The 26,377-nt window shown below is 62.3% G+C and carries 24 protein-coding genes; 10 read left to right on the forward strand and 14 right to left on the reverse strand.

All coding sequences use genetic code 11. The annotated features are described in order from the left end of the window. Positions 1 to 62: 62 nt before the first annotated feature. Positions 63 to 332, forward strand: a complete 270-nt coding sequence (locus N6L27_RS08555) for a DksA/TraR family C4-type zinc finger protein (protein WP_065269843.1) — start codon at positions 63 to 65, stop codon at positions 330 to 332. 9 nt (positions 333 to 341) lie between these two features. On the opposite strand, the gene N6L27_RS08560 is transcribed toward N6L27_RS08555, so the two are convergent. Continuing rightward, the gene (locus N6L27_RS08560) at positions 342 to 734 is read right to left on the reverse strand and encodes a GFA family protein (protein ID WP_334312490.1); all 393 of its coding nucleotides are present in this window, start codon (positions 732 to 734) and stop codon (positions 342 to 344) included. A 289-nt stretch (positions 735 to 1,023) separates the two neighbouring features. On the opposite strand from N6L27_RS08560, the gene N6L27_RS08565 reads away from it, so the two are divergent. After that, positions 1,024 to 2,145, forward strand: a complete 1,122-nt coding sequence (locus tag N6L27_RS08565) for a serine/threonine protein kinase (protein WP_271906826.1) — start codon at positions 1,024 to 1,026, stop codon at positions 2,143 to 2,145. 51 nt (positions 2,146 to 2,196) lie between these two features. Here N6L27_RS08565 and N6L27_RS08570 read toward each other — a convergent pair whose 3' ends face one another. From N6L27_RS08570 to N6L27_RS08585, 4 genes are all read right to left on the reverse strand, one after another. Beyond that, positions 2,197 to 2,670, reverse strand: coding sequence for a GNAT family N-acetyltransferase (locus N6L27_RS08570; RefSeq protein WP_271906827.1), 474 nt, complete (start codon positions 2,668 to 2,670; stop codon positions 2,197 to 2,199). Beyond that, entirely contained in the window at positions 2,670 to 4,490 is a 1,821-nt protein-coding gene (locus tag N6L27_RS08575; protein ID WP_271906828.1) for a M3 family oligoendopeptidase, read from the reverse strand. The genes N6L27_RS08570 and N6L27_RS08575 overlap by 1 nt, the downstream gene beginning before the upstream one ends. A gap of 150 nt (positions 4,491 to 4,640) precedes the next feature. Further along, positions 4,641 to 5,603: an alpha/beta hydrolase gene (locus N6L27_RS08580; protein WP_271906829.1), complete on the reverse strand. Its 963-nt coding sequence runs from the start codon at positions 5,601 to 5,603 to the stop codon at positions 4,641 to 4,643. After that, on the reverse strand, positions 5,603 to 5,893 hold the full coding sequence (locus N6L27_RS08585) for an SCP2 sterol-binding domain-containing protein (RefSeq protein WP_271906830.1): 291 nt from the start codon (positions 5,891 to 5,893) through the stop codon (positions 5,603 to 5,605). Before N6L27_RS08585 ends, N6L27_RS08580 begins: the two co-directional genes overlap by 1 nt. A gap of 101 nt (positions 5,894 to 5,994) precedes the next feature. On the opposite strand from N6L27_RS08585, the gene N6L27_RS08590 reads away from it, so the two are divergent. From N6L27_RS08590 to N6L27_RS08610, 5 genes are all read left to right on the forward strand, one after another. Beyond that, positions 5,995 to 6,561, forward strand: coding sequence for a tetratricopeptide repeat protein (locus tag N6L27_RS08590; RefSeq protein WP_271906831.1), 567 nt, complete (start codon positions 5,995 to 5,997; stop codon positions 6,559 to 6,561). A 28-nt stretch (positions 6,562 to 6,589) separates the two neighbouring features. Beyond that, a complete protein-coding gene (locus tag N6L27_RS08595; protein WP_271906832.1) occupies positions 6,590 to 9,451 on the forward strand; it encodes a helicase-related protein in 2,862 nt (953 codons plus the stop codon). A 7-nt stretch (positions 9,452 to 9,458) separates the two neighbouring features. Continuing rightward, positions 9,459 to 9,833, forward strand: a complete 375-nt coding sequence (locus tag N6L27_RS08600; RefSeq protein WP_271906833.1) for an RNA-binding S4 domain-containing protein — start codon at positions 9,459 to 9,461, stop codon at positions 9,831 to 9,833. Between the two features lie 62 nt (positions 9,834 to 9,895). Then, positions 9,896 to 10,234, forward strand: a complete 339-nt coding sequence (gene fdxA, locus N6L27_RS08605) for a ferredoxin FdxA (RefSeq protein WP_019294695.1) — start codon at positions 9,896 to 9,898, stop codon at positions 10,232 to 10,234. A gap of 300 nt (positions 10,235 to 10,534) precedes the next feature. Further along, positions 10,535 to 11,044, forward strand: coding sequence for a CarD family transcriptional regulator (locus N6L27_RS08610; RefSeq protein ID WP_019294694.1), 510 nt, complete (start codon positions 10,535 to 10,537; stop codon positions 11,042 to 11,044). A 71-nt stretch (positions 11,045 to 11,115) separates the two neighbouring features. Here the strand turns inward: N6L27_RS08610 and N6L27_RS08615 are convergent, their stop codons facing one another. Then, complete coding sequence (locus N6L27_RS08615) at positions 11,116 to 11,874, reverse strand: adenosylcobinamide-GDP ribazoletransferase (RefSeq protein WP_271906834.1); 759 nt, start codon at positions 11,872 to 11,874, stop codon at positions 11,116 to 11,118. A 100-nt stretch (positions 11,875 to 11,974) separates the two neighbouring features. Between N6L27_RS08615 and cobT the strand changes: the two genes are divergently transcribed. Beyond that, positions 11,975 to 12,991, forward strand: a complete 1,017-nt coding sequence (gene cobT, locus N6L27_RS08620; protein ID WP_271906836.1) for a nicotinate-nucleotide--dimethylbenzimidazole phosphoribosyltransferase — start codon at positions 11,975 to 11,977, stop codon at positions 12,989 to 12,991. A 52-nt stretch (positions 12,992 to 13,043) separates the two neighbouring features. Here the strand turns inward: cobT and N6L27_RS08625 are convergent, their stop codons facing one another. From N6L27_RS08625 to N6L27_RS08635, 3 genes are all read right to left on the reverse strand, one after another. Continuing rightward, positions 13,044 to 14,936 carry a cation:proton antiporter domain-containing protein gene (locus N6L27_RS08625; protein ID WP_271906837.1) on the reverse strand — a complete coding sequence of 631 codons (1,893 nt, stop codon included), beginning with the start codon at positions 14,934 to 14,936 and terminating at the stop codon, positions 13,044 to 13,046. Between the two features lie 88 nt (positions 14,937 to 15,024). Further along, positions 15,025 to 16,245, reverse strand: a complete 1,221-nt coding sequence (locus N6L27_RS08630) for a PAS domain-containing protein (RefSeq protein WP_271906838.1) — start codon at positions 16,243 to 16,245, stop codon at positions 15,025 to 15,027. 67 nt (positions 16,246 to 16,312) lie between these two features. After that, complete coding sequence (locus tag N6L27_RS08635) at positions 16,313 to 16,768, reverse strand: Lrp/AsnC family transcriptional regulator (RefSeq protein WP_271906839.1); 456 nt, start codon at positions 16,766 to 16,768, stop codon at positions 16,313 to 16,315. Positions 16,769 to 16,919: 151 nt separating this feature from the next. Between N6L27_RS08635 and hppD the strand changes: the two genes are divergently transcribed. Beyond that, positions 16,920 to 18,020 (forward strand): 4-hydroxyphenylpyruvate dioxygenase, encoded by a 1,101-nt coding sequence (gene hppD / locus N6L27_RS08640; protein WP_271906840.1) that lies wholly within the window; start codon positions 16,920 to 16,922, stop codon positions 18,018 to 18,020. Between the two features lie 172 nt (positions 18,021 to 18,192). Here hppD and N6L27_RS08645 read toward each other — a convergent pair whose 3' ends face one another. After that, positions 18,193 to 20,685: a hypothetical protein gene (locus N6L27_RS08645; RefSeq protein WP_271906841.1), complete on the reverse strand. Its 2,493-nt coding sequence runs from the start codon at positions 20,683 to 20,685 to the stop codon at positions 18,193 to 18,195. Between the two features lie 178 nt (positions 20,686 to 20,863). On the opposite strand from N6L27_RS08645, the gene N6L27_RS08650 reads away from it, so the two are divergent. Then, positions 20,864 to 21,583 (forward strand): SIMPL domain-containing protein, encoded by a 720-nt coding sequence (locus N6L27_RS08650; protein ID WP_271906842.1) that lies wholly within the window; start codon positions 20,864 to 20,866, stop codon positions 21,581 to 21,583. Positions 21,584 to 21,642: 59 nt separating this feature from the next. On the opposite strand, the gene N6L27_RS08655 is transcribed toward N6L27_RS08650, so the two are convergent. The 4 genes from N6L27_RS08655 to N6L27_RS08670 form a co-directional block, all read right to left on the reverse strand. Then, the gene (locus N6L27_RS08655; RefSeq protein WP_271906843.1) at positions 21,643 to 22,935 is read right to left on the reverse strand and encodes an O-acetylhomoserine aminocarboxypropyltransferase/cysteine synthase family protein; all 1,293 of its coding nucleotides are present in this window, start codon (positions 22,933 to 22,935) and stop codon (positions 21,643 to 21,645) included. Positions 22,936 to 23,129: 194 nt separating this feature from the next. Beyond that, positions 23,130 to 24,167, reverse strand: a complete 1,038-nt coding sequence (locus N6L27_RS08660) for an ABC transporter substrate-binding protein (RefSeq protein ID WP_334312492.1) — start codon at positions 24,165 to 24,167, stop codon at positions 23,130 to 23,132. Continuing rightward, positions 24,167 to 25,558, reverse strand: coding sequence for a sensor histidine kinase (locus N6L27_RS08665; protein WP_271906846.1), 1,392 nt, complete (start codon positions 25,556 to 25,558; stop codon positions 24,167 to 24,169). Before N6L27_RS08665 ends, N6L27_RS08660 begins: the two co-directional genes overlap by 1 nt. Continuing rightward, on the reverse strand, positions 25,551 to 26,222 hold the full coding sequence (locus N6L27_RS08670; RefSeq protein WP_271906847.1) for a response regulator transcription factor: 672 nt from the start codon (positions 26,220 to 26,222) through the stop codon (positions 25,551 to 25,553). Before N6L27_RS08670 ends, N6L27_RS08665 begins: the two co-directional genes overlap by 8 nt. Between the last annotated feature and the right edge of the window lie 155 nt (positions 26,223 to 26,377).

Genomic DNA, 26,377 nt, shown 5'->3' on the forward strand with positions numbered 1-26,377 from the left:
TGCCACTGGTCAGGCAGCCCCTGCGCTCCTAAATTTGTGCCTCTGGCACAGGAGGAAGGATGATGGCAGGCGGCTGGGCGCAGGACGGCGCGGTGAATGAACAGATCGAGGCCTCGATCAATGATGAGCTTGCGCGGTTGAAGGCTCAGAAACGCCCGGTCGGCGAAAGCCTGACCCACTGCGCTGAATGCGAAGAGCCGATCCCGGAGAAGCGCCGTATAGCCATTCCTGGTGTCAAACTGTGCATCGATTGCCAGCAAGAGCGCGACGGGGCCCATCAGGCGCGCGGCGGCATCAACCGGCGCGGCTCCAAGGACAGCCAGCTCAAATAGGCTGGGCTGCTACAAGTATTCCGGGCCGTTGCGCTTGGGCAGCCCGTCATCGCTGTTGAGCCAGCACAGCTTTTCTTCATGCGCGACATGCAAGGAAGGAGCAAAGGCCTCCGGGTCCGCCATCGCCGCCGCGTAAAAGTGCATCGTGCCTGACATCGCTTGCGAACGGAACGACAGGGGCGAGCCGCAGGTTCTGCAAAATGTCCGCTCCACTTTGGGAGAGGAGCGGTACAGTCGCGGTTCTGCTCCGGTCCAGCGCCATTGGCCGTCTTTCACGCCTATGTAGGTGGTCATCGGTGCCGAACATTGCCGCCGGCAGCTTTCACAATGGCAATTCACAACGGACAGGACCGGCATCTTAACTTCGAATGTCACGGATCCGCACAGGCATCGTCCTTGCATGGTCTTCTCCTCAGGCTGGTGCAATCAGGATCCGCTCCAGCCGAATTGGTGTCTGAGCGGATTGCGAAGCGGAATCGCCTGCCTGCGGCAAGCTGTTGTGCCGCCTGCCGCCGGTGAAAACATCTTCCTCCTTCCGCCGGTCGGTGTTATATCCCGTGCCGGGCTCACAGGCGATGGCGTCGCCGGAGAGCGCTGCTGCTCTGGCCCGCTCACCACGCTCCTGTACGCCGGGACTTTCAATCGGGAGATTGAAGGCCCCGCCTTTGCCTCCCATACAAAGGAGGCATCCATGGCCTGGTCGCCGGAGAAAACCGAAGTCAAAAGCTGGAATGAATGGGACACGCTGCGCCATGTGATCGTGGGCCGTGCCGATGATTGCCACATCCCGCCGGAAGAGCCCGCGCTGGATGCCAAGGTGCCGGAAGACAGCGACATGCGCGGCCAGTGGGGCCGCCGCCCGCAGGAAACCATCGACCGTGCGAATGAGCTGCTGGACAACTTTGCTGATCTGCTGCGCAAGCGGGATATCCGGGTGGACCGGCCGGTCTCCATCGATCATTCGCAGCCGGTGACCACCCCGGATTTCCACACCGATAGCCAGTTCGGCTGCATGCCGCCGCGCGACGTTCTGCTGACGGTCGGCCATGAGATGCTCGAAGCCACAATGTCCTACCGCTGCCGCTGGTTTGAATACCTGAATTACCGGCCGCTGCTGAAACAGTACTGGGAGGAAGATCCGAACTTCCGCCACGAGGCAGCCCCCAAGCCGCGCCTGACCGATGCGGATTACCATCCGGATTACCTGAGCGACAAAATCGGGGAGGCCAAGCGGCTGGAATGGGCTGCGGAGAAATTCTTTGTCACTACCGAGGAAGAGCCGCTGTTTGACGCCGCCGACGTGCTGCGGTTCGGCAAGGATCTGGTGGTACAGCATGGCTTTACCACCAACCTCAAAGGCATCGAGTGGCTGCGGCGCCACTTCCCTGATCACCGGGTGCACACGGTGAATTTCCCGGGCGACCCTTATCCGATCCACATCGACGCGACCTTCACGCCTCTGCGCCCAGGGCTGATCCTGAACAACCCGCAGCGCCGCCTGCCGGAGGAGCAGCGCGCGATGTTCAACAAGAACGGCTGGGATATTGTTGATGCGGCTCAGCCCGCCCACAACACCCCGCCACCGCTGTGTTATTCCTCCACCTGGCTCAGTATGAACGTGCTGGTGCTGGACCCGAAAACCGTGTGCGTCGAGAAGTCCGAGGTCTATCAGGCCGAACAGATGGACAAGTTGGGGCTAGAAGTGGTCGAGGTCGAGTTGCGCGACGCCTATGCGTTCGGCGGCGGGCTGCACTGTTGTACGGCGGATGTGTACCGCGACGGCGACTGCGAGGACTACTTCCCGCATCAGTAAGGGCAAACCCTTTTGCAAGATCAGGCTGTTCGCCGCAGTTGCGGCGGATGGCTATGCCAAGGCCATCCGCAAGATATACTGCGGGCCCGCAAGGCCGTGCGGATGAATGCCGCCGGTGTCTGCAAACCCGCCTTTGCGGTAGCAGCGGACGGCGCCGGGGTTTTGCATATTGACCGTCAGCACCACCGCACTGCGGTCCGGGTAATGGGCGGGCAGGTAGGTCTTGAAAGCAGCCACAGCAGCTGTGGCATAGCCTTTACCCTGTTCATTGCGATCTATCATGAAGGCGCGCAAGCCGAGTTCGTTCGCTTGGGCGAAGTTATATGTTTCATGATACAGGCGGTCGATCTTGAAAAAGCCCACCGCGCGGGGCCCGTCGAGGATGGCGTGAAAATCCACACCGTCCTCATCTTCTTGAAACGCCTGCGCCACGGTGCCGGAAAACCGGACTTGATCCGGTTCCACCTGGATATGGGCGACCAGATCAAATTCCTCTCGGGACACCGGGCGCAAGGCTATCGGCATCAGTCTTCCATCGCTTCCAGCTCGTCAATAAAGCCGGAGATCATGGAGAGGCCCTTGTCCCAGAACTTGGGGTCGGTGGCATCCAGGCCGAAGGGTGCCAGCAGCTCCTTGTGGTGCTTGGAGCCGCCGGCTTTGAGCATCTCAAAGTATTTGTCCTCGAAGCCCTCGCCGCCCTCGGCATAGACCGAGTAGAGCGCGTTCACCAGGCCGTCGCCGAACGCATAGGCGTAGACATAGAAGGGCGAATGCACGAAGTGGGGGATATAGGCCCAGAAGGCCTCATAGCCTTCCATATACTCGAACGCTTCGCCCAGGGATTCCGCTTGCACCGACATCCAGATGGCGTTGATGTCATCCGGGGTCAGCTCGCCTTCGGCGCGGGCAGCGTGCAGCTTGCACTCGAAGTCATAAAACGCGATCTGGCGGACCACCGTGTTGATCATGTCCTCGACCTTGCCTGCCAAGAGCACCTTGCGCTGCTCCTTGGTTTCGGCCTTGTCGAGCATCTTGCGGAAGGTGAGCATTTCACCGAACACAGACGCGGTTTCCGCCAGCGTCAGCGGGGTGGAGGACAGCATCTCCCCCTGTTCCGCCGCCAGCACCTGGTGCACGCCGTGGCCCAGCTCATGCGCCAGGGTCATCACATCGCGCGGTTTGCCCAGGTAGTTCAGCATCACATAGGGGTGGACGTTAGTGACAGTCGGATGGGCAAAGGCGCCGGGGGCCTTGCCGGGTTTGACACCCGCGTCGATCCAGCCGTCCGAGAAGAAGGGCGCGGCGATTTCGCCCATGCGGGGATCAAAGGCGTTATAGGCCTCCATCACCGTATTTTCCGCCTCGTCCCATCCAATAGTACGCGTGTCTTCCAGCGGCAGCGGCGCGTTGCGGTCCCAGACCTGCATCACGTCGAGGCCGAGCCATTTCCGCTTCAGCTCGTAGTAGCGGTGGGAAAGCTTGGGGTAGGCGGCAACCACCGCCTCGCGCAGTGCCTCGACCACTTCCGGCTCCACGTCGTTCGACAGGTGGCGGCCGGTTTGCGGGCTGGGCATGCCGCGCCAGCGGTCGATGATTTCCTTTTCCTTGGCCTGGGTGTTGTGGACGCGGGCAAAGGTCTTGATGTTTTCGCCAAACACGCGGGCCAGTTCGCGGGCCGCGGCCTCGCGTTTGCTGCGGTCCTGTTCGGTCAGCAGGTTCAGGGTGCCTTCGATGTTCAGCTCTTCGCCATCGACGGTGAAGGTTAGGCCGGCAATTGTCTCGTCAAACAGTTTTTCCCAGGCGTCGCCGACGATGCCGAGGTCGTGCATGAACTTCTCCAGTTCATCAGACAGCTGGTAAGGCTTCATCGCGCGGATGCGGCGGAAGACGCTGTCATAACGGGCGAGTTCGGCGCTGGCGGCCAGATGCGCGTCCAGCACACTGTCTTCGATCCGGTTCAGCTCCAGCGTGAAGAACACCAGCGGAGTTGTGGCGATGGTGACCTTTTCCTGGCAATCAGACAGGAAGGCGGCGCGGTCCGCGTCGGTGGTCAGCTGGTAATAACGCAGGCCCGCAAAGGACATGATGCGGCCGGCGATGTTGTTGATCTTCTCGTTGCGCTGCACGCACTCCAGCAGCCCGTCCGCGTCCAGTTCCGCCAGCTTGCCCTCGTAATCGGCGGCGAAGGCGGCGCATTCCTCTTGCAGCCAGTCCAGGTCGCGGGCCAGTTCGGGGGCGTCCTCAGATGCATAGAGATCGCTGAGGTCCCATTCCGGCAGGTTGCCAAGGCCGCCGGAGCCGGCTGTGGCGTTTGCGTCGCGGACGGGGAGGGGAAGCTGGAACATGGGGGCTCCTGTCATGAGAAATGATTTGACCCAACATCTAAGGGCGGGCTTGCGGGATCACAAGCAATGGGTCGCGGAACCGGGAGAGAATGACAGAAACAGGTAAGAGGCGCGTAAACGCAGCGTGCGCTCCCCGCGCAACGGGTGGGGTTAGCTGCCGTGCCGATCGAACAGGCGGCACATGCGTGAAAACACATGGGTGCGGATTTCCGGAGTTTCCATCATCACCTCGTGCTGGGCCCCTTTGATCAGGTCCAGTTCACTGCCGGGCCATCGGTCCATGCGGCTTTGGATCGCCGCCGGGCTGACGATCTGTTCATCGGTGCCGAGGAAGGTGATGCAGGGCAGGGCGGGTGAGGGCATTTTCCCCAGTTCCGCGCATTCCTGCAGGCTGACCCGCAGCCATTGAATAGTGGGGCCACCCAGCGCCAGATCCGGTTGGGCTGCCAGCTGGGCGTGCATCAGCTTGTACATCTCGGGATCGGTGGTCAGCGTGTTGCCCTCGAACGGAGTGATCTGCACGTATTGCTCCAGCGCGGTGGTCGGCAGCAGCCGTTCGTCCAGGCGCAGAAATGGCGCGATGCCGCCTAGGGCGCGAACCAGCGGGCGCATCAGCGGCGGGATCTGGATGCCCCACATCGGGCCGGTGAAGCAGCAGGAGTTGACGTCCAGACCCTCAATGAGGGCGCGCAGGCCGATGGCACCGCCCATCGAATGGCCAACCAAATGCCAGGGCCGGGGCAGGTCCAGCTGCTTGGTCAGCGTGGTCAGCGCCTGCACATCTTTTTGAAAATCAGTGAAATGGCCGACGTGGCCAAGCCGGCGTTCGGCCAGCATACGCCCGGCAAGCCCCTGGCCGCGCCAGTCCACGGTCAGGGTGGCATAGCCGCGGGCGGCAAACTCGGCCGCTGCGGGCCCGTATTTCTCGATATATTCCGTGCGTCCGGGGAACAGCAGGACCGTGCCCTTTGCCTCCCCCTCCGGCCTCCAATGGCCTGCACGGATGCGCAGGCCATCTGAGGTGTGCACCCAGTGGGCTGCCCCGCCTGCCGGTCCTTGCGCGATTTCCGCGAACAAAGGGGCGGGCTGGAGGTCCACCGGAGCGCCGTCCATCAGGCCAGCGCAGAGGCGAGCTGCATCGCTGTGCCCATATCGCCGTCGATGGTCAGCTTGCCGGACATGAACGCAGCGGTCGGATTCAGGTCGCCCTCCAGAATCGACTGGAAGGTGTCGGCGTCCGCAGACATGGTTACGTCGGCCTCTTCATCGGCGACGCGGGCGCCGGAGCCGTCCAGCATGATGGCGCCCAGACCTTCGATCTGGAATTTGGCAGAGGCGGTGAATTCGCCTGCATCCAGTTTGCCGTTCAGGGCCTCAGCTGCCTGTTCAAGGGTTACGCTCATCTTGATCCTCAATCTGTTTTGCGCGCCTTATAGCACAAACCTGTGAAGCCATAGCAGCTATTACTGGTAAATGCAGCGCGCGGGATTACACTGGGGGTATCATGGTGGCAAATTTCCCAAAGCTCAAAGCTATCGTGGCGGCAACGGCGGCCATGACTGCGCTGTGCCTGCCCTTCGGCAGCGCTGCGCAGGTGCTGTCCGCCGACGTGCTGCTGCAGGACCTGGCGCAGGCGGAAGCGTCTGAAGCCGCCGCGATTGACCGCGAGCTGCAGGCGCTTTGGGCCAGAAGCGGCTCTCCTTCAATGGACCTGCTGCTGCGGCGGGGGCGCGATGCGATGGAGCGCGGCGACCTGCAGGAGGCGGTGGAGCATCTGACCGCGCTGACCGATCATGCGCCTGGCTTTGCCCGAGGCTGGTATGAACGCGCGCGGGTCTATTTCGAGATCGGGCTTTACGGGCCGTCTGTCGCGGATTTGGAGCGGTCACTGGCGCTGAATCCGCAGGATTACAACGCGATTTATGCGCTGGGCGTTGTGTTTGAGCAATTCCGCCAGCCGGAGCGCGCCTATGAGGCCTACCAGCGCGCCAAGGCTATACATCCGCACCACGAGGAAGTAAGCAGCGCCCTCGAACGTCTGAGGCCCTCGGTTGAGGGCAGGGAACTGTAAGCCCCGCTGGGGCGCGGGGGCTGAAGTTATGGCAAACGCATCGCGGATCGTGGCCGTTCTGGGCCCGACCAATACCGGCAAAACCCATTATGCCATCGAACGGATGCTGGGCTACCGCACCGGAGTGATGGGTTTTCCGCTGCGCCTGCTGGCGCGTGAAGTTTATGATAAGGTGGTGGCCGCGCGCGGCCCGTCGGTGGTGGCGCTGGTCACCGGAGAGGAACGCATCGTGCCGCCGCGCGCGCAGTATTGGATCTGCACGGTGGAGGCGATGCCGGAGGGCATGGGCTGCGACTTCCTGGCCATCGACGAAATCCAGCTCTGCGCCGATCCGGAGCGCGGCCATGTGTTCACAGACAGGCTGCTGCGCGCCCGCGGTACTCATGAGACGCTGTTTCTGGGCGCAGACACCATGCGCGGACCGATCTCGGCGCTGGTGCCGGGTGTCGAATTCGTCCGTCGCGACCGGATGTCCGATCTGGTCTATACAGGTTCGAAAAAGATAAGCCGGATGCCGCCCCGTACCGCAATCGTCGGGTTTTCGGTTGATAATGTCTATGCGATTGCAGAGCTGATCCGCCGCCAGAAAGGCGGTGCAGCGGTGGTGATGGGGGCGCTCTCCCCCCGAACACGCAACGCGCAGGTGGCGCTCTATCAGAATGGCGAGGTTGATTACCTTGTGGCGACTGACGCCATCGGCATGGGGCTCAATCTCGATATCGACCATGTGGCTTTCTCCTCCACCACCAAGTTCGACGGCCGCCGGATGCGCGAACTGGCCCCCAATGAACTGGCGCAGATCGCGGGCCGCGCGGGCCGGGGAATGAGCCACGGTACCTTTGGCGTCACCGGTGATGCACGGCCGTTGGATGAGGGCACCGCATCGGCGATCATGAACCACCAGTTCACGCCGCTGAAGAAACTGAACTGGCGCTCTGCCGATCTGCAATTCGGCTCGGTTGAGGCGCTGATCAACTCGCTCGAATCAAGCCCCTCGAACGAGAACCTGATCAAGGCGCGTGAAGCCGATGATCTGGGCGCGCTGAAGATGCTGTCGCGGGAATCCGCCGTCATCTCGCGCACCACCAACGCGCAATCGGTCAAACTGCTGTGGGACGTTTGCCGCATCCCGGATTTCCGCGGTATCAGCCATGCCGAACACACGTCGCTCTTGGGCGTTATTTTCGAGCATCTGCACGGCGGCGGAGTGGTGCCGGACGACTGGATGGCCCGCCAGATAAAGCGGATTGACCGCACCGACGGAAACATCGACACATTGTCCAAGCGTCTGGCATTTATCCGGACGTGGACATATGTCGCGCAGCGGAATGGCTGGCTGCGTGACGAAAGCCATTGGCGCGGGGAGACGCGCGCTGTAGAAGACAGGTTGTCGGATGCTCTGCATGAGCGTTTGACTCAGCGATTTGTGGACCGGCGCACGTCTGTGCTGTTGCGGCGGCTCAAACAGAAGGAGGCCCTTTTGGCCGAAGTGAATGACAAGGGTGAAGTGACGGTCGAAGGTGAATTCGTCGGCCGTCTGGAGGGGTTCCGGTTCAGCCCGGACAAAGCTGCGCAAGGCACCGAGGCAAAGGCCCTCAAAGCGGCCTCGCTGCAGGCATTGGCGCCGCAATTCCATCTGCGTGCGGACCGGTTCTACAACGCACCCGATACCGAGATCGATTTTACCGAGCAGGGCGGCCTGATGTGGGGCGAGCATGCGGTGGGCAAGCTGGTTGCCGGTGCCGATGCGCTGAACCCGCAGATCGAGGTGTTTGTGGATGACGCCGCCGGGGCGGATGTTGCCCAGAAGGTCGAGCGCCGCCTGCTGCATTTCATCACCCGCAAGATCAACGCGCTGTTCGAGCCGCTTTTGAATCTGCAGAAAGACGAAGAACTGACCGGCCTCGCCCGCGGTTTTGCATTCCGCATGGTCGAGAATCTCGGCGTGCTGCCGCGTGCAAGCGTTGCGCAAGAGGTGAAGGACCTGGACCAGGACGCCCGCGGCGCGCTGCGCAAACATGGCATCCGTTTCGGCCAGTTCACCATTTTCATGCCGCTGCTGCTGAAGCCGGCGCCGACCCGTCTGCGCCTGGTGCTGTGGTCGCTGGCCAATGGCCTGCAGGACTTCCCGGAGGCACCGCCCCCGGGGCTGGTCACCGTGCCGTCCATCAAGGATGCGCCCGAGGGCTATGACACCATGTCCGGCTACCGCGCGGCAGGCGAGCGGATGATCCGCATCGACATGCTGGAGCGTCTGGCCGACATGCTGCGCAGCGAAGACAGCCGCGGCGGCTTTGAAGCCAAGGCCGACATGCTGTCGATCACCGGCATGACGCTGGAACAATTTGCCGACCTGATGCAGGGCCTGGGCTATAAGGCTGAGAAGGGTGAGCGCGAGAAGGTGAAACCGGTTGCGTCTGAGGCTGAGGTGAAAACTGCTCAAGTGGCTGAAGAAGCGCCTGCAGCGGAAGAAACCGCCACTGAGGCCCCGGTTGCTGAAGCCGCTGGGGAAGCTACTGAGGCGCCGGCAGAAGCTGAAGCCGAGGCTGCACCTGTTGAGGAGGCAGTTGAAGCCAAGGCTGAACCTGCTGCTGATGCAGAAGCCGAGATCGAGGTCTTCATTACTTTCACATGGGGCGGCAACCGTGGCGGACGCCAAGGCGGCCAGCGCCAGCAGAACCGCCGCCCGCAGGGCGACGGTAAGCCCGGCGGCAAGGGCAAGCCTCGCGGCGCCAAGGGCGGCGATCGCGGCAAGCCGGGCCGCAAGGGCGGTCCGCGTCAGGATCAGGGTGCCAAGACCTATTCCTCGCGTCCCGCCAAGAAGGAAAAGCAGATCGATCCCGACAACCCCTTTGCCGCAGCGCTGATGGGGCTGAAGCAGGGCGACTGATCCCGCCATGACTGACGGGACGCCCAAGATCCGCATCGACAAGTGGCTGTGGCATGCGCGGTTTTTCAAGACCCGCAGCCTGGCCGGTAAGCAAGTCAGCGCGGGTCATGTACGGCTGAACGGCAGCAAGGCACTGAAACCGGCTCAGAACGTCGCCCCGGGTGACGTTCTAACCTTCGCCCAGGCCAAAGTGATCCGCGTCGTTCGGGTCGAGGCCATAGGCGAGCGCCGCGGCCCGGCGCCGGAGGCTCAGGCGCTGTACTTCGACATGACGGAAAAGCAGGAAAAAATTCCGGCCAATCCAAAGTTCGAGGGAAAAGGCCGCCCGGACAAAAAAGCCCGCAGGGCGCTTGATCTTACCCGCAAGCCCGAGGGCTTTTGACGCCTTGAAGTGCAGCCGCGTCTGGATTAGCTAGGCGCAAACGGAAAACGGGACTCGGTACAATGACCTATGTCGTGACGGAAAACTGCATCGCCTGCAAATACACCGACTGTGTCGAGGTATGCCCGGTGGACTGTTTCTATGAGGGAGAGAATACCCTTGTGATCCATCCCGACGAATGCATCGACTGCGGCGTTTGCGAACCGGAATGCCCGGCAGACGCAATCCGCCCGGACACCGAGCCGGACATGGATAAATGGGTTGAATTCAACCGCAAATACGCCGAACTGTGGCCGGTGATCGTCTCCAAGAAAGATCCGATGCCGGGTTACGAGGAGCGCGACGGCGAGGAAGGCAAGATGGAGAAGTATTTCTCCGAGGCGCCCGGCGAAGGCGGCTGATTCTCTGCCTTGCACGGCAATGCCGCATTTGTGCGGAAAACTGCCGTATTGCTTGGGGTTTTCACGAGCCCTTGCCAGCAGGCCGCCTTTCGGGCGGCCCTTTTTTATGGTATACTTAAACCACAATAGACATAAACAATCGGAGTCCGCCCCCGGTGCGCCGTAGCAGTGGCGCGCATAATGGGCGGTATTTCTGCGGAGAAAGTGTCCTGAGGGCTGGTCAAACTGAACTGACCGGAACTGGAGATTTTTTCCGCCACAGTGCCGGAGCCGCCCGGCCATGAGTGAGGAAGAACCTGTATGACCAAGTCGAAGAAGCTCGAATTCCGCCCCAATGATTATGTGGTCTACCCGGCGCATGGCGTCGGCCAGATCATCTCGATCGAGGAGCAGGAAGTGGCCGGCTTCGCGCTGGAGCTTTTCGTGATCACCTTTGAAAAGGACAAGATGACCCTGCGGGTGCCGACCAACAAGGCGACCGAAGTGGGCATGCGCTCGCTGAGCTCGCCGGACGTGATCGCCCAGGCCATGAAGACGCTGAAAGGCAAGGCCAAGGTCAAACGCGCCATGTGGTCGCGCCGTGCTCAGGAGTATGAGCAGAAGATCAACTCGGGCGATCTGATCTCCATCGCCGAGGTTGTGCGCGACCTGCACCGCACCGACGACCAGCGCGAGCAGAGCTATTCCGAGCGTCAGCTGTATGAAGCAGCTCTGGAACGCCTGACCCGTGAGGTGGCCGCCGTTTCCGGCAATGATGAGATTGCTGCTGCCAAGCAGGTGGATGAGGTCCTGACCTCCCGCGCTGCCTGACTTATGCGGTGACTTTGGATTGACGGGGCCGTGCCTGAACAGGCGCGGCCCTATTTGCGTCTAAAGGCAGTCTAGCTGCAGAGCGCAAGCAAGGTAAGCAAACCTGCGATCTCAGCAACTTGCTGGGAAGCGCCAAGGATATCGCCGGTCTGACCGCCGATTTTGGCCTTTGCGACCAGGCCCAGTCCGGCCGCAGCCACGCCCATAGCCAAAGCTGCAGCAAATGCAGTGCCGCCGACAAGCGGCAGCGACAGGCATATGGCCAACCCGGCAGCCAGGAGGCATGGCAGGGTGCCGGGGCGCCCGACGGTCTGCGACAGCCCGGCGGAACGGGCGTTGGGAAGCGCGGCCATTACTACGGGCATCACGGCCCGGCTCAGCATTGTAAGTGCCAGAAGCGGCCAGACACCCGCGGATTCAATCAGCGCCGCCAAACCGCTCCAGCGCAGGCCCAGGCCCAGGATCAGTGCAATCACCCCATAGGCCCCGATGCGGCTGTCCCGCATGATCTCCAGTCGCCGTTCGCGGGTGAACCCGCCCCAAAGCCCGTCGGCGGTATCGGCCAACCCGTCCTCATGCATGGCGCCGGTCAGCATCACCTGCACTGCCAGCGCCAGACCTGCGGCCACCATTGCAGGCAGCCCGGCAGCCAGCGCCAGCGCCGCCAGCAGCACCGCAGGCAAGGCAACGGCAAGACCTGCCAGCGGAAAGGCCCATACCGCCTTGGCTTGCCGATGGAATGCTTGCGGCGGCAATTGCGGCAGCGGCAGCCGGGTCAGCAGCACCAGTGCCAGCAGGATGTCTTTTGGCTGTATGTCGTTTTTTCGCATTCGCGGGCCTATTGCAGTGCTTGCGGCGGGGCTGCTAGCGGTTAAAGAGGGTCAATCCGCTTTATCCGCGTCCACCACTCAGATGCAACGAGGCTTTCACATGCTGCCACAGCTTTCCTCCCTTGATGATTTCCGCGCCGCACTGGCCGGCGCGCCGGCCCAGGACCAAACGTTTGTCGCCAGTGCGGCGGCACGCAATGGCCAGCTGACAAAACCGCCGGGCGCACTGGGGCGGCTGGAGGATCTGGCGGTGTGGTACGGCGGCTGGCGGGGCAGCGACCGGCCTGAAATCACAGCGCCCCAGGTGATTGTGTTTGCCGGCAATCATGGGGTGATGGAGCAGGGGGTTTCGGCGTTCCCGGCGGAAGTGACAGCCCAGATGGTCATCAACTTTGAGCACGGCGGGGCTGCTATCAACCAATTGGCCAAGCTGGCCGGGGCCCGTATGGACGTGCATGCGCTGGAGCTGGACCGCCCTACCGACGACTTCACAAAAGGCGCCGCGATGAGCCAGGAAGATCTGCTGGCGGCGCTGAAGGCAGGCTGGGATGTTGTTGATCCGTCCGCGGACTTGCTGGTGGTCGGCGAGATGGGTATCGGCAACACTACCCCGGCGGCGGCCCTGGCCTGCGCGCTGTTTGGCGGCGAAGCGGCGGACTGGACCGGGCGCGGCACTGGCGTCGATGATGCGGGGCTGGCCAATAAAACCAGGGTTGTTTCCGAGGGGGTGGCGTTGCACCGGGATTCTATCGGCGATGGTCTGGATGCGCTGGCCTGCCTTGGCGGCCGTGAAATTGCGGCAATGGCTGGCGCCATCGCGGCGGCCCGTGTGCTGCGCATTCCGGTGATCCTCGACGGGTTCATCTGTTGCGCAGCGGCTGCGTGCCTGTTGCAGACGGCGGACGGAGCGCTGGATCATACGGTCGCGGGTCACCAAAGCGCTGAAGGGGCGCACGCAGCGTTGCTTGCAAAACTTGGCAAGGAGCCGCTGTTGTCGCTGGGTTTGCGCCTTGGCGAAGCCTCTGGCGCGGCGCTGGCGATCCAAATTCTGAAAGGTGCCATTGCCTGCCACAGCGGCATGGCCACATTTGCCGAGGCCGGGGTCTCGGACGGCTGATCCGTTGGACTATGCCATGAAACGGAAAACCCCGGCTTGATCCGGGGTTTTATTATTCTGCGGCTTCCGATGACCTCTTGCGCTTCCGCTCAGCCATGTCGAAGATCGCGCTTTCGATGGCTTTTTCCAGTTCCTGGGCCCGCTCGATGTAGGCCGGGTTCTGGCTGGCCGGAACACCCGGCATCCAATGCTGCGCCAGGTCGCGCAAGTTCTGGCGGTCATGATTGTAGAAGGTCTGCGCCGCCTGTGCGGCTTCATATTCGCTGAGGCCGACGTTTTCGAGCACGTAGCGGCCTGCGCGAACTGAGCTGTCGAACAATTCCCGCACAATGTCGTCGGCACCGGCCTGATACAGCTCGTAGACGTGATTGCGGTCCTTGGCGCGGGCAATGATGTGCAGGTCGGGGTAGGCGCGGCGCACATAGGACACCATTTTCACCACGCCTTCCGGGTCGTCCAGCGCCACCACAAAGACTTTGGCCTTTGCAATGCCTGCGGCCTTCAGGAGTTCGGGGCGGGTGGGGTCGCCGAGGAAACTTTTGACCCCGAAGCGGCGCATCAGTTGCACCGCTTCCATATCGTGATCAAGCACAACAGTCTTGAAGCCGCTGGCCTGCACCAGCCGGTTGACGATCTGCCCGAAACGGCCGATGCCCGCGATGATCACCGGCCCTTCTTCGTCGATTTCGTCCGGTTCAGGTGCCTGCAGCGGCTCTCCCATGCGCTTGGACAGCAGATCATAGGCGATGAACAACAGGGGAGTGATCAGCATAGACAGCGCGATCACCAGCAGCAGTTTCTCTGACAGTGCCGCGGGAATAACGTTTAGCTGGGTGGAGAACGCCAGCAGGACAAAGCCGAATTCCCCGGCCTGTGCCAGGCTGAGGGTGAATAGCCACAGCCGGCGCCGGCGCAGCCCGAAGGCACGGCCGACAGCAAACAGCACTACTCCCTTGGCGAAGATCACCAACAGCGCCAGCCCGATCAGATCGCCGGGGTCGGCCAGGAACTGGCGGTAATTGATGCCGGCCCCCACGGTGATGAAGAACAGTCCGAGCAAAAGCCCCTTGAATGGGTTGAGGTCGCTTTCCATTTCGTGCCGGAACTCGGAGTTGGCCAGCACCACGCCCGCCAGGAAGGCGCCAAGCGCCGGAGACAGGCCGACAAGTGTCATCACGAAGGAAATGCCAACCACAATCATCAGCGCCAGTGCCGTATACATCTCGCGCAGGTTGGAGGCGTGAATGAAGCGGAACAGGGGCCGGGTCAGGTAAATGCCTGCCAAGATGATGAGGGCGATCGCAGCCAGGGTCACCAAAGCCACGGCCCAGCCGGGCAGCCCCTCTACCAGTGACAAGGAGCCATGCCCGCCGCCATGCCCGCCCGCAGCTTCACGGCTGATGGAGCCGTCGGCAGAGAATTGCGGAATGGCGTAGGTACCCAGAAGCGGCAGAAAGGCGAGGATCGGAATCACCGCGATATCCTGCGTCAGCAGCACCGAAAAGGACGCGCGGCCACCGCCGGTCTGCATCAGCCCCTTTTCCGATAATGTCTGCAGCACAATCGCGGTGGAAGACAGCGATAGTGCCAGCCCCACCGCCAGGCTCACATGCCATGGCTGACCCATGGCCATTGCTGCGCCCATCAGGACAATTGTCGAAGCAGTGACTTGCATGCCACCCAAGCCAATCAGCTTGTCCCGCATTGCCCACAGCGCGCGGGGTTCCAGTTCCAACCCGATCAGGAACAGCATCATCACCACGCCAAATTCAGCAAAATGGCGCAGATCTTCGGTTTCAGCGCCGGTCAGACCCAAAACCGGGCCGATGGCAATGCCGGCCGCCAGATACCCCAGCACCGACCCCAGGCCGAGACGTGCTGCCAAAGGCACCGCGATGACCGCGGCGCCCAGGTAAATGGTTGCCTGATAGAAAAACTCTTCCATGAAACAGGTATCGCAAGCCTGCCGGTGCCTTGGCAATGGCTTTGCAGCGGCAGGGCTGGCTGTTATGGCAAATGAGCGCCTGCGGGCGCTACTGCTCCAGCATACGAATGTCTTCGCTGAGGCTTGCGATCCGGTCCAACCGCCGTGAAATCCGTTCCTGGAACCCGCCGAGCTGGTCGATGATATCGGCCAGGGTCTCCCCGGAATCAGTCAGCCGGGCGCTTTCGATCTTGAGGAGCACACGCGTGGAGCTGAGGCCCAGGAAGTGACGATGCATGATCTGGCAGGCGCCGGTGATGCGCGCGGCTTCCTCATCCACTTCCTTCATTCCGTCCTCAGACCGTTTCACCTGGTCTTTCACAAGGTCCCCCAGGATTTTTCGCTCATCCTCCATGTCTGCGCTGCCCAGGTCACGGCGTTCCTTCTGCAACTGTGTGTCGCATTCGATCAGGATGCGGGCCATTCCCTCGACAAAGAGGCTGTCGTTCACTGAGGATTTGATCTTGGCGAAGTTGCTGTTCTCACCCATTACGTGGGCGCCAAACCAGTCGGACATTTGCCGGGACATAGCGCCATAATTCTGGGACAGGACAGTGACGGGGCCGCCCGAAGGTTCGATGCGGGAGGCCAGCACGCGCAGGTTATGCGGAATGGTGTGCATGGCATCGAAGTCGGCAATCAGCCCATCGGTTTCCTCTGCAAGCTTTTCAGCATCACGCAGCATGCTTGTCAGCTCTTGAATTCGGGCATGAACCTGGTTTCCCAGTCCCTGATCCCGCGCGATCAGTTCCTGGCTGAGGGCATGGGCGGCAAACTGATGATAGTTTTCGTAGCCCTGGCCCTTGAGCCAGTCGAGCAGGTGCTGGGCGCTTTCCTCCGGCTTGACACCTTCTTCTTTTTCACGCTTCAGCATCTTGGCATAGAGGCCGCGCACCTCGTCAAACAGCTTGCTGCTCGGTTTGATGCGGGCAGACAGATAACCGTCCTGACAGGGGACCACCACAGCGAACACCCAGTAGTACAGTCCGTCTTTCGCTTTGTTCTTCACGTAGGCGCCCATGCTTTCGCCGCGCTGGATGGTGTTCCAGAATAGCGAAAAAACCCCTTTTGGCATGTCCGGGTGGCGGATCACCTTGTGCGGTGCGCCAATCAGTTCTTCCCAAGGGTAGGCGCCGACGCGGCGGAAGACGTAGTTCCCGGCCCGGATCACACCGCGGCCGTCAGTACGGGAAAAGAACACCTCATTGAGGCCAAACGGAGCCTCGCCGCTGGTTGGGCGGGTTTCAACACGGCGGTCTACAAAAGACACGGAACAGTTCCACTTTAGGTTACAAAGGTCGCTCCTGCATCATTAAGTCAGAATCCTTCCCAGCTGGTTAAGTCGGCAGCGGTGCATCGCGTTTTAATTGTGCCATCACGATTTGGCTCTGAACCCTCGCGACGCCGGGATGGGGCAGCAGAATCTCGTGGATCAGCGTGTTCAGCGCCTGCAAGTCAGTGCAGTAGACGCGCAGCAGGTAATCGGCCTCGCCGGTCATGGTCCAGGCTGAAGTGATTTCCGGCTGGCTGGCCACCAGACGTGCGAATCCCTTCGATTGCTCCGGCCCATGGCTGCTGAGGTGCACCTGCACGAATCCCTGTACGGCCAGCCCCAGCTTGGCAGGGTTCAGCCGGGCAGCATAACCTTCGATGTAGCCTTCGGCCTCCAGCCTCTGCCGCCGGCGGCCAGCTTGGCTGGGGGACAGGTTCAGCATTTCTCCCAGCTCTTGTGCTGTCAGGTGTGCGTTTTTCTGCAAAGCCGCGAGCAGTCTCGTGTCAGTTGGGTCGATCATGCGTGATTTTTCCTTTCTCGAGCATAATGGTGCGTGATGCACGCACAAATCAACTTCTTGATGCGCAACTTTGCGGAAAACCTGCGCGGCAAATGCGGTATTCTTGATTCAAGTAATCACACTTCCCTGAATGACATGAAGGAGACGCGCTGTGGGACCTTTTCCGCATAACGCCCCCAAATCTGAAATCACTCCGGAGAATCCGGCCGGCACTGACGGCTTTGAATTTGTTGAATTTGCCAGTCCCGATCCGGATGAGCTGCGGGCTCTGTTCACCCGTATGGGCTATGAGCTGACCGGCCATCGCAAGGGGCAGCCGCTGGTGGAACTGTGGCAGCAGGGGGATGTTACCTACATCCTGAACGCCGACCCGGAAAGCTTTGCCGCAAAATTCGTTGACGAACACGGCCCCTGCGCACCGGCAATGGGCTGGCGGGTGGCAGATGCGCAGAAAGCGTTTGATCACGCGGTGTCCAAAGGCGCCGAAGCCTATGAAGGCCCCGGTAAGCTCATGAATGTGCCTGCAATCAAGGGCATCGGCGGTTCGCTGATCTACTTCATCGACCAGTATTACGACACTTCGCCCTACAACGAGGAATTTGAGTGGCTGAAGCAGTCCAAACCGCGCGGCGATGGCTTCTACTACCTCGATCACCTGACCCACAATGTCTACAAAGGCAACATGGACAAGTGGTTCAAGTTCTACGAGGAGCTGTTCAACTTCAAAGAGATCCGTTTCTTTGACATCCAGGGCAAATACACCGGCCTGTTCAGCCGCGCGCTGACTTCGCCGTGCGGCCGCATCCGGATCCCGATCAATGAAGACCGCGGAGAAACCGGGCAGATCGTATCCTACCTGAAAAAATACAACGGTGAAGGCATTCAGCACATCGCCGTCGGCACAGAGGATATCTATGCCAGCACCGATGCGATTGCGGACAAGGGTCTGAAATTCATGCCCGGCCCGAATGACACCTATTACGATTTGTCCAAGGAGCGGGTGCACGGCCATAATGAGCCGCTGGACCGGATGAAGAAGCACGGCATCCTGATTGACGGTGAAGGCGTGGTGGACGGCGGTGAGACCCGTATTCTGCTGCAAATCTTCTCGAAAACCGTGATCGGGCCGATCTTCTTTGAGTTCATCCAGCGCAAGGGCGACGACGGCTTCGGAGAGGGCAACTTCAAGGCGCTGTTTGAATCGATCGAGCGCGAACAGATCGAAAGCGGCGAGATCCAGGCTGCGGAGTAATCTCGGGCTGAAAAACTGACTGGGCCGGGTCTGTTCTGCAGGCCCGGCTCTTTTGCGGCTGGATTGCGCCGGTTAGGGCGATTTCGAGCGAACAACGGTGCTGATGCTTTCCATGCAGCGGGCCTCAGGGGGTGCCGGTGCCATAGCATTCTGGATTATTAGCTTTTGGTGCTCAGCTCTTGGGCATTGTCAGGGTACGGTTGCGGCCGCCCTTCTGATACTGAAGCTGGCCTTCGCCGATGGCTATGACCCTGCCGCCATCGATGCGGTCGCCAACTTGCACTTTCTTGTAGCGGCCCGAGGGCAAGCGTACCAGGGCGCGGCGGTTGGCTGCTGTGCCATAGACGCCGATCAGGTTCAGCTTTCGCAGGTTGAGGGCGTTGCTGACGGTGGCGCGGCGGGCGACAGAGGCGCTGGTCGGAATACGCGGCGGCGCCGCCGCTGCGGCGGCAGGAACGGCAGCGGCAACCTGCACTTGGTTTTGTGCATTGCGGCGGGCGCGGTCGACCAGATTGGCGAAATTGGCAGGACGGCCGCGCGGCACGACTGAGGAGGCGATGGCCCGCGCGGTGACCGGCAGCTCCTCCTCTTCTGCCGGTTTCAGAGTTGCGGGCCGGTGGCGCGGGCGCAGGCTGGCCAGTTCGGCGCGGCTGAGGCCGCCATTCTGGGCCCGTTCGACCTGTTCCGCCAGATCAGCCGGGCGGGCTTTAGGCCGTTTGCGTGACAGCACCTGATTGCGGGCGACTTCTTCTGCCAGCGCCTCGGCAGCCGGGTCGCTGCGGTCCGGCGCAGGCGGCGGCACTTTCTTGGGGCGGCCAAGAAAAACGGTGATGCCATCAGGATTGAGCGCCCCTTCGGGCGTTGCCTTGACCAGGCCGCGTGCGTCCAGATCAAAGGCTGATCCTGCCGCGGCAGGGGATGCAACGGCCGCCGGCGCATCATCCTGATCATAGGACTGGGGGTCCGGCAGGGCCACGGCGTCAGCAGCAAATTCGGTGCGGTCAACAGACGCTGTGTAGAGCTCATCCAGACCGGTAGCTGCCGGGATGCCGTCGAGGTCCGGTGCCACTGCCCAGACACCGGTTGCCGCATAGCGCGCGGCCAAAGCCAGCTCATCCAGTTCGGGGGAAACGGGTGTGTCCGCGGCGCCAGGCTGCAGGGCTTCTGGATCCAGGAAAGCGGTATCGGTTCCTTCTTCCGGCGGTTCCACGCCGTCAGCAACGGCTTCATCCTCGGCTGTGGGGGCCGCATCCGTATCGCTGGCCTCAGGGAGGCCGACATCGGAGAGCCCAGGGTCCAGCTGATCAGCCAGCACGCTAACTTGCGGTGCAATATCCCCTGCAGTTCCGGTTGCGCTGGAGCGCTGGGGGGAAGCGGTTCCGTTGCTGCTGATGGCTGGGGCAGGGGAGAGGTCGCCGCCGGTTTCCGTCAGCGCAGCAAGCAAGCCGTCCTCGCGGAACAGCGCCCACGCAGCGATTGCCGCCAGGAGCAGCGCGGCAGTCAGGGCCAGGCCAAGCGGACGCCGCTTGCCGCCGGTTGCAGTCTTGTGTGCCGGTGCAGTTTCCGGCGGCCGCACCTGCGCGGCAGGGGACGGAGCGCGCAGGGCAGCAGGAGCGGGCGGAATTGTTCGCGCCTGTCCGGCCTGTCCCTCCGCGGGAGCGGCACTTGCCGGTCCCAGCGGTTTCACCGCTGCAGGATTTGCTGCGCTTGAACTTCTTTCCGTCAGGACAAATGGGGCGGGTTTCGCTGCAGATGGTGAACCGCCGGGAGAACTCTCCTTGGCTCCGGGCACTTTTGCTGGTGCCTGGGAGTTGGTGTTTTCTATCGTTTCCGGCCTTGCCCCTTCCGGGACAGCGACGCTGACGGTTGCGGGAGCGGCAGGCGGCGCAAGTGGTACGTTCGCCGGCATTGCAGCGGGTTCCGGCTGATTGCAGCCCTCTTCATTTGCAGTTTTCGGGTGTTTTTGCAGACTTGACGGGGCCAGGGCGTTTGGTTCCCCGCTGACTTCAGAGGCTTCTTCACCTGCAGCAGTTTCCCTGGTGGATGCAGCAGGAGCCGGAGCTTCCTCGGGTTCTGCGGCGGCCGCGTTCTGGTTTTCGGCGTCTACGTCTGGCGCGGCATCGGGAAGCTGCACTGCACCGATAACTTTGACCGCGCTGCTGTCGGGCTCAACTTCGGTTCCCCGGATCACCCGGGTGGTGCCAAAGAACGGCTCCCCCTGAAAACCGCCGTCTTCTGGCACCGCCACGAAACTGACAGGCCCGAAGCCATGCTCAACCGCAAAAGTCTCTGCCTCGTCCAGGGTTTCCAGCGCCACTGCGGCCACATGGGTCACATTGCCGTCAGCGCACACATCAAAAGCCAGTTCGTCCACCGGATAAGGCGTGGCGCCTTCCAGTGCCCGCTGTGCCGCCGCAATCCGTTCCCCGGCAGGCAGGCCGCCGGTTTCAATGCTCAGATACCGGATCTGGTCATTGGGCAGGATCAGCTTGCTGTAAATCCCTTCCGGCACCAGCCGCAGCGCATCAGCCCGGATTGCGGCCAGTGCGGCGGGAAGGTCCTCGGTGTTGAACGGAGTGCTGGCGACGCTCCTCCAGCCGTCCCCGGCACGGTAGATCAATGCGATCCCGTCGGCGGAAAGCGAAAGAGCAAAGGCCGGTTTCATACTTTGGGTCAAACCATCCAAATCCATACTGCCCGGAGGCGCACGGCGCGCCCGGTGTTTTGCTGCGGACCTTAAAGCAGGAACCTGCCGAGTTAAAGGAAAAGACATTTCCTGGCTCTTGCGGGCGGCGGTTTGCCGTTCCCATCTAAGGGGTATTCGGAAAAGGAGCTTTTTCAGTATGAAGGCAAAGAAACTTCTGGCAGCCGCACTGATGCTGTCGATGAGCGCAAGCGCCCTGGCCGCAAGCGAAACCGTGCCGCCGCGCCAGATTACCGTAAACGGTGAAAGCACCCTGCAAGTGCCGCCTGAACTGGCAACAATCACTCTGGGCGTGACAGAGGAAGCCGAGGAAGCCGCTGCCGCTATGACCGCAGTGTCGCAAGCCATGGGGGCGGTGATCACCCGGCTCAAGGAGGGTGGCATCGCCGCCGAGGACATGCAGACCCAGCAGATATCCATGCGCCCTGTCTGGTCGCAGGACCGTTCCTATGACAGCAGCGGGCGGCGCGAGATTACCGGTTTCGAGGCCTCGAACACGCTGATGGTTCGGGTCCGGGATCTGGACGGCCTGGGTCCCGTTCTGGACAAGGTTCTGGCTGCAGGGGCGAACCGGTTTCAGGGCTTGAGTTTCGGCGTATCTGATCCCGCCGCAGTGATTGACCAGATCCGCGGCGAGGCGGTCAAGGATGCCATCCGCAAGGCGCAGCAGCTGGCGGATGCCGCGGGCATGGAGCTGGGACCGGTGCGCTCAATCTCGGAGCACGGCGGCGGAGGCGGCCGTCCGATGATGGCAATGGAAATGGCCCGCAGCGACGCGATGCCGATTGAGGCCGGGGAGCTGAGCTTTACCCACAATGTCTCGGTTGTCTTCGACATGACGGTGCCGGGCGGAGAGTAACATCAAACGAAGAAAGGCCGGGCAGGGTGCCCGGCCTTTCCATTCGGATAGAGCAAGCCTTAGCCGCAGGCTTTGGCCAGTGCCTGATCCAGGTCGCGGATAAGATCGTCCGCATCTTCGATGCCGATGGAGACCCGGACCACATTCGGACCGGCACCTGCCGCTTCCTGCTGCTCCGGGGTCAGCTGCCGGTGCGTGGTCGAAGCCGAGTGGATGATCAGCGAGCGGGTGTCGCCGAGGTTGGCCACATGGCTGAAAATCTCCAGCGAATCCACCAGCTTGACGCAGGCATCATAGCCGCCCTTGACCGCAAAGGTGAACAAGCCGCCGGTTCCCTTGGGATAGCAAGCCTGGGCGCGCTCGTAGTAGGGCGAAGACGGCAGCCCGGCATAGGTCACATAATCGACGCGGCTGTCATTCTCCAGCCATCCAGCCACCTTGCGGGCGTTCTCGCAATGGCGCTGCATCCGCAAGGAAAGGGTTTCAATCCCCATCAGCGTGTAATGCGCGGCTTGCGGATTCATCGTCATGCCCAGATCGCGCAGGCCGATTGCGATGCCGTGGAAGGTATAGGCCAGCGGGCCGAAGGTTTCGTGGAACTTGAGGCCGTGATAGGCGGTTTCCGGCTCTGACAGCGATGGAAACTTGTCATTCGCGGACCAATCGAACTGGCCGCTGTCGATAACACAGCCCCCGGTGACGGTGCCATTGCCAGTCAGGTACTTGGTTGTCGAATGCACCACCAGCGTCGCGCCTTGGGAAATCGGGTTGCACAGGTACGGGGTGGCAGACGTGTTGTCGACGATCAGCGGAATGCCCGCGCCATCGGTTATGTCTGCAAGCGACCGGATGTCGGTCACATAGCCGCCAGGGTTGGCGACGGATTCGCAGAACACCGCGCGGGTGTTCTCGTCGATCGCGGCCTTCACCGCGTCCAGATCGTCGGTATCGACGAATTTCGCCGACCAGCCGAAGCGTTTGATGGTCTGGCTGAACTGGGTGACGGTGCCGCCGTAAAGGCGGGTCGAGGCCACGACGTTGCAGCCCGGGCCCATCAGCGGGAACAGCGCCATGATCTGCGCCGCGTGGCCGGAGGAGCAGCAGACCGCGCCGACGCCGCCCTCCAGCGTCGCAAGGCGCTCCTGCAGTACTGCAACTGTGGGGTTGGTAAGCCGCGAATAGATGAAGCCGACTTCCTGAAGGTTGAACAATGCGGCCGCGTGTTCGGCATCGCGGAAGACATACGCGGTGGACTGATAGATCGGTGTCTGCCGTGCGCCGGTGGCCGGGTCCGGCTTGGCGCCGGCGTGAATTTGCAAGGTGTCAAACCCATAGGACGGGGCGTCGGTCATCTGTATGTCTCCCTGAGAGGTCTTCTGTTGCGCGCACCTCAGCATGGCTGCGCGCGGAAGGCAATCGCGCGAATGCCGCAGCGGCAGCGTCCTGTCAGCCACAGACCGTTGAATAACCTTAGCATTGAGGCGCCAGTTGCTTGGAGATCAAGCGCCCTGCCTGAAGTCCGGTGATTGAAAGGGCCTGAGGCTGTTCATGGGTTGGCGCCCTGGCCAAAGGTATCGCTCCAGAACTTGAGCAGCAGAGCGCGCCGGTTGGCATCGAGCGCGACCAGCAGGGACGGTGACAAAGGAATGTATCGGCGGGCACTGGCGGTTAGCCCGGAGCCGGTCTCCTCGATCACGGCGACGAGCCCGGCTTTGACGAGCATCTCTTGCGCCTCGGCGCTCAGCAGAAAATCGAGCAGCTCTGCAGATGCGCGTCGCTGTGCGGCGTGCTTGGGGATCATAAAGGCACGGGACAGAACCAGCGTGTAATCCTCTGGCAGAATGGTGCCGACCTCCGGCGCGGAGGCGTTGGCAACATAGGATCCCAAGACGTTGTAGGCGATCAGAAACCGGCCCTCCGCAACGCCAGCGATGATTTCGGCGGAACAGCAGGTGGCAACAGCATCGACCCGGGCAAAGCCCTCCATCAGCGCGCCAAAGGTGGTGGCTTCCAGACTGTCGCTGTAGGCGAACAAATAACCCAGGCCTGAGGCGGCGATGTCGTAGGTGGCGATTTTGCCGCGGTAGAGATCAGGTTCGGCGCGCAGCGCATCCAGCAGGGCAAACCGGCTGCGGGGCACATCGGCGACATCAAGCAGCTGTTTGTTGTAGACGATCACTGCCGGTTCGGTGGTGATCCCCCACAGTTCGTCGCGCCAGCGTCGCGATGGCGGCAGTACCACTGTTGCGGGCGAGCGGTGCGGTTGCGCACAGGCCGCGTTGACCAGCCAGACCATCTGCTGCACGGCCGAGGACAGGATCGCATCAGCGGGCGGGTTGCCCTCCCGGCAATCGGTGCGGCTTTGGGTGAAAAGCGCGTTGGATCCCCATTGCTCATAAGTGATTGCCAGCTCCGGATTGCGCTCTGCAAAACGCTCGATGACCGGCTGGATGATACTGTTGTCGGTGGTTGAGCGGACCAGGAAGGGCACTGGGCCGCTGCCGTACTGATGGGTTGCTTCCTGCGCAGCGGTAGCAGCAGGAAGCAGTGCGGCAAGGAGCAACAGAATTCGCCAAGCCCGCATCATAGTTTATCCTCCGCAGCCGGGAGGATCAGCGCCGCGCGGAAGCCGCCTTCCTCGCGCGCCATCTCTAGCCGACCGCCAAAAGCAGCGGCCACGGAGGTCACGATCGACAGGCCGATGCCGGTGCTGTTTTCCTGGCTGCCCGTGCTGCGGTTGAAGCGGCTGCCAAGCTGTGCGGTGACCGCAGGCGCAGGGCCAGGGCCTGCGTCGCGCACCCACAGGATGGCTTCGCCGCCGCGCCGCTCTGTGCCGATGGACACTGGCGGGGTGCCGTGCCTGAGCGCATTGCCCAGCAGGTTGCCGGCTGCCTCGCCAAGGGAGAAGGCATCAGCCAGCACCATCACGGGGTCCTCGCCGATCTCCAGCCGCAGGTCGCTGCCGGGGGCAAGCAATGCGTGGTCGTCGCGCTCCATGATTTCCAATGCCACCTCACGCAGGTCGACGGGCAGCCGCGGGGCGCTGTCGGTGCGGTGCACCACCAGCGCACGGCTGAGAAGCTGATCCAGCAGCCTCCCAAGCGAGCGTGTGCGCGCCAGCAGCCGGTCCAGGGCGCGGCGGCGGGCGGTTTCACCGGGTTCGGCAATCGCGGATTCCGCCTGCACGCGCATCGCAGCGACCGGGGTGCGCAACTGATGTGCAGTGTCGGAGATCAGATTGCGCATCGCCTCGACCTGACCATCCAGACGGCCCATGAACCGGTTCATAGCCCCCAGCACCACCTGCAATTCCCGCGGCAGCCGGCCGGTGGCAATCGGAGTCAGGTCATAAGGGTCGCGGCGGGCAAGGTCTTCGGTGATAGCATCAAGCGGCCGCAGGGCGGTGCGGATGACCAGCCAGGCCATTGCCATAAGTGCCAGCCCCGCCACTGCCATGGGCAATAGAGCATCCAGCATCAGCTCCGCCGTCATAGCCTTGCGCGCCCGCAGTGTCTGCCCGACCACAACCTCGACTGTTCCGGAAAAGCTGCGCTCCGCAAAACGGCGGGTGATCCGCACGAAGCGCGCGGGTTCGCCGTTGAGTGCGGACTCAAAGTAATCCGGCGCACCTGAACCGGGTCTAGGCATCTGGATTTCATTGTTGGGATCGACACCGGTGATGAACATCTGCCCGGGCCCAAGCACGGCATAATAGATGCGGTCATCGGGAGCCTGTGCCAGCAGCTGGAAAGCCGAGACCGGCAGGTCGGTGACAGGGATAGCCTCCTGGACCCGAACCGACTCGGCGATATCTCTGGCCGCTCCCAGCAGGATGCGGTCATAGGCCTGGCGCGCGGCCTGCTGGCCGTTCAGCCAGGCTGAGCCGGACACCAGCACGCCGCCGAGAAGCAGGATCAGCAGAACCGCCCCCAGCACCCGGGCCGCCAGCGTAAGCGGCGGGCGCGGCTCAGCCATTCAGATGCAGCCGGTAACCGACCCCCCGCTGGGTGCTGATGCTGACACTGCTGCCGGCGATCTTCTTGCGCAGGCGGGCGATATACAGCTCAATTGCGTTTTCCCCCACATCGGCATCTTCGAAACCATAGAGCGAGTCATAAAGGCGCGCTTTGGACAGGTAGCGGTCCTGGTGGCGGATCAGCATGTCCAGCAGCGCCGCCTCGCGCCGGGTCAGCTCCATCAGGCGGCCGTCCAGCCGGGCGCTGCGGTCACTGGGGGAAAAGGCCAGACCGCCCAGGACGATCTGCTCTTCCTTGCGATCAGCCTGCCGCCGCACCAGGGCCCGCAGCCGCGCTTCGAGCTCGCGCTGGTTGAAAGGTTTGCCGAGGTAGTCATCCGCCCCCTGATCCAGCGCTGCCACCCGGTCGTCCACCGAGGTCAGTGCGGTCAGCATCAGCACCGGGGACGGGTCGCCCGCCATGCGCATCTCGCGCAGCAGCGACAGGCCGGAGCCGTCCGGCAGGTTGATGTCCAGTATCACCGCGTCATAGGCTTGCACCGCCCGGCAGTCGCGGGCGCTTTCGATGTCCGGTGCCAGATCACAGGCAATTCCCGAACGGGCCAGGTGGGCGGTCACCCCCTCGGCCAGATCCTCTGCATCCTCAACCATCAAGACCCGCATTCAATGGCGCTCCGCTTTGCTGAAACCGGCGACAGGTTGGTGACAGCTTCAATGGGTAAACATGTCTAACCCGCAGAAAAGGAGCTGCCAAAGCGAATTCTTGCGGGTGATCTCCGGCGCCTGGGAGTGCGCCGGCCACGACCTGAGGAGGAACG

The sequence above is a fragment of the Leisingera sp. SS27 genome, assembly GCF_028368855.1.
Lineage (GTDB): Bacteria > Pseudomonadota > Alphaproteobacteria > Rhodobacterales > Rhodobacteraceae > Leisingera.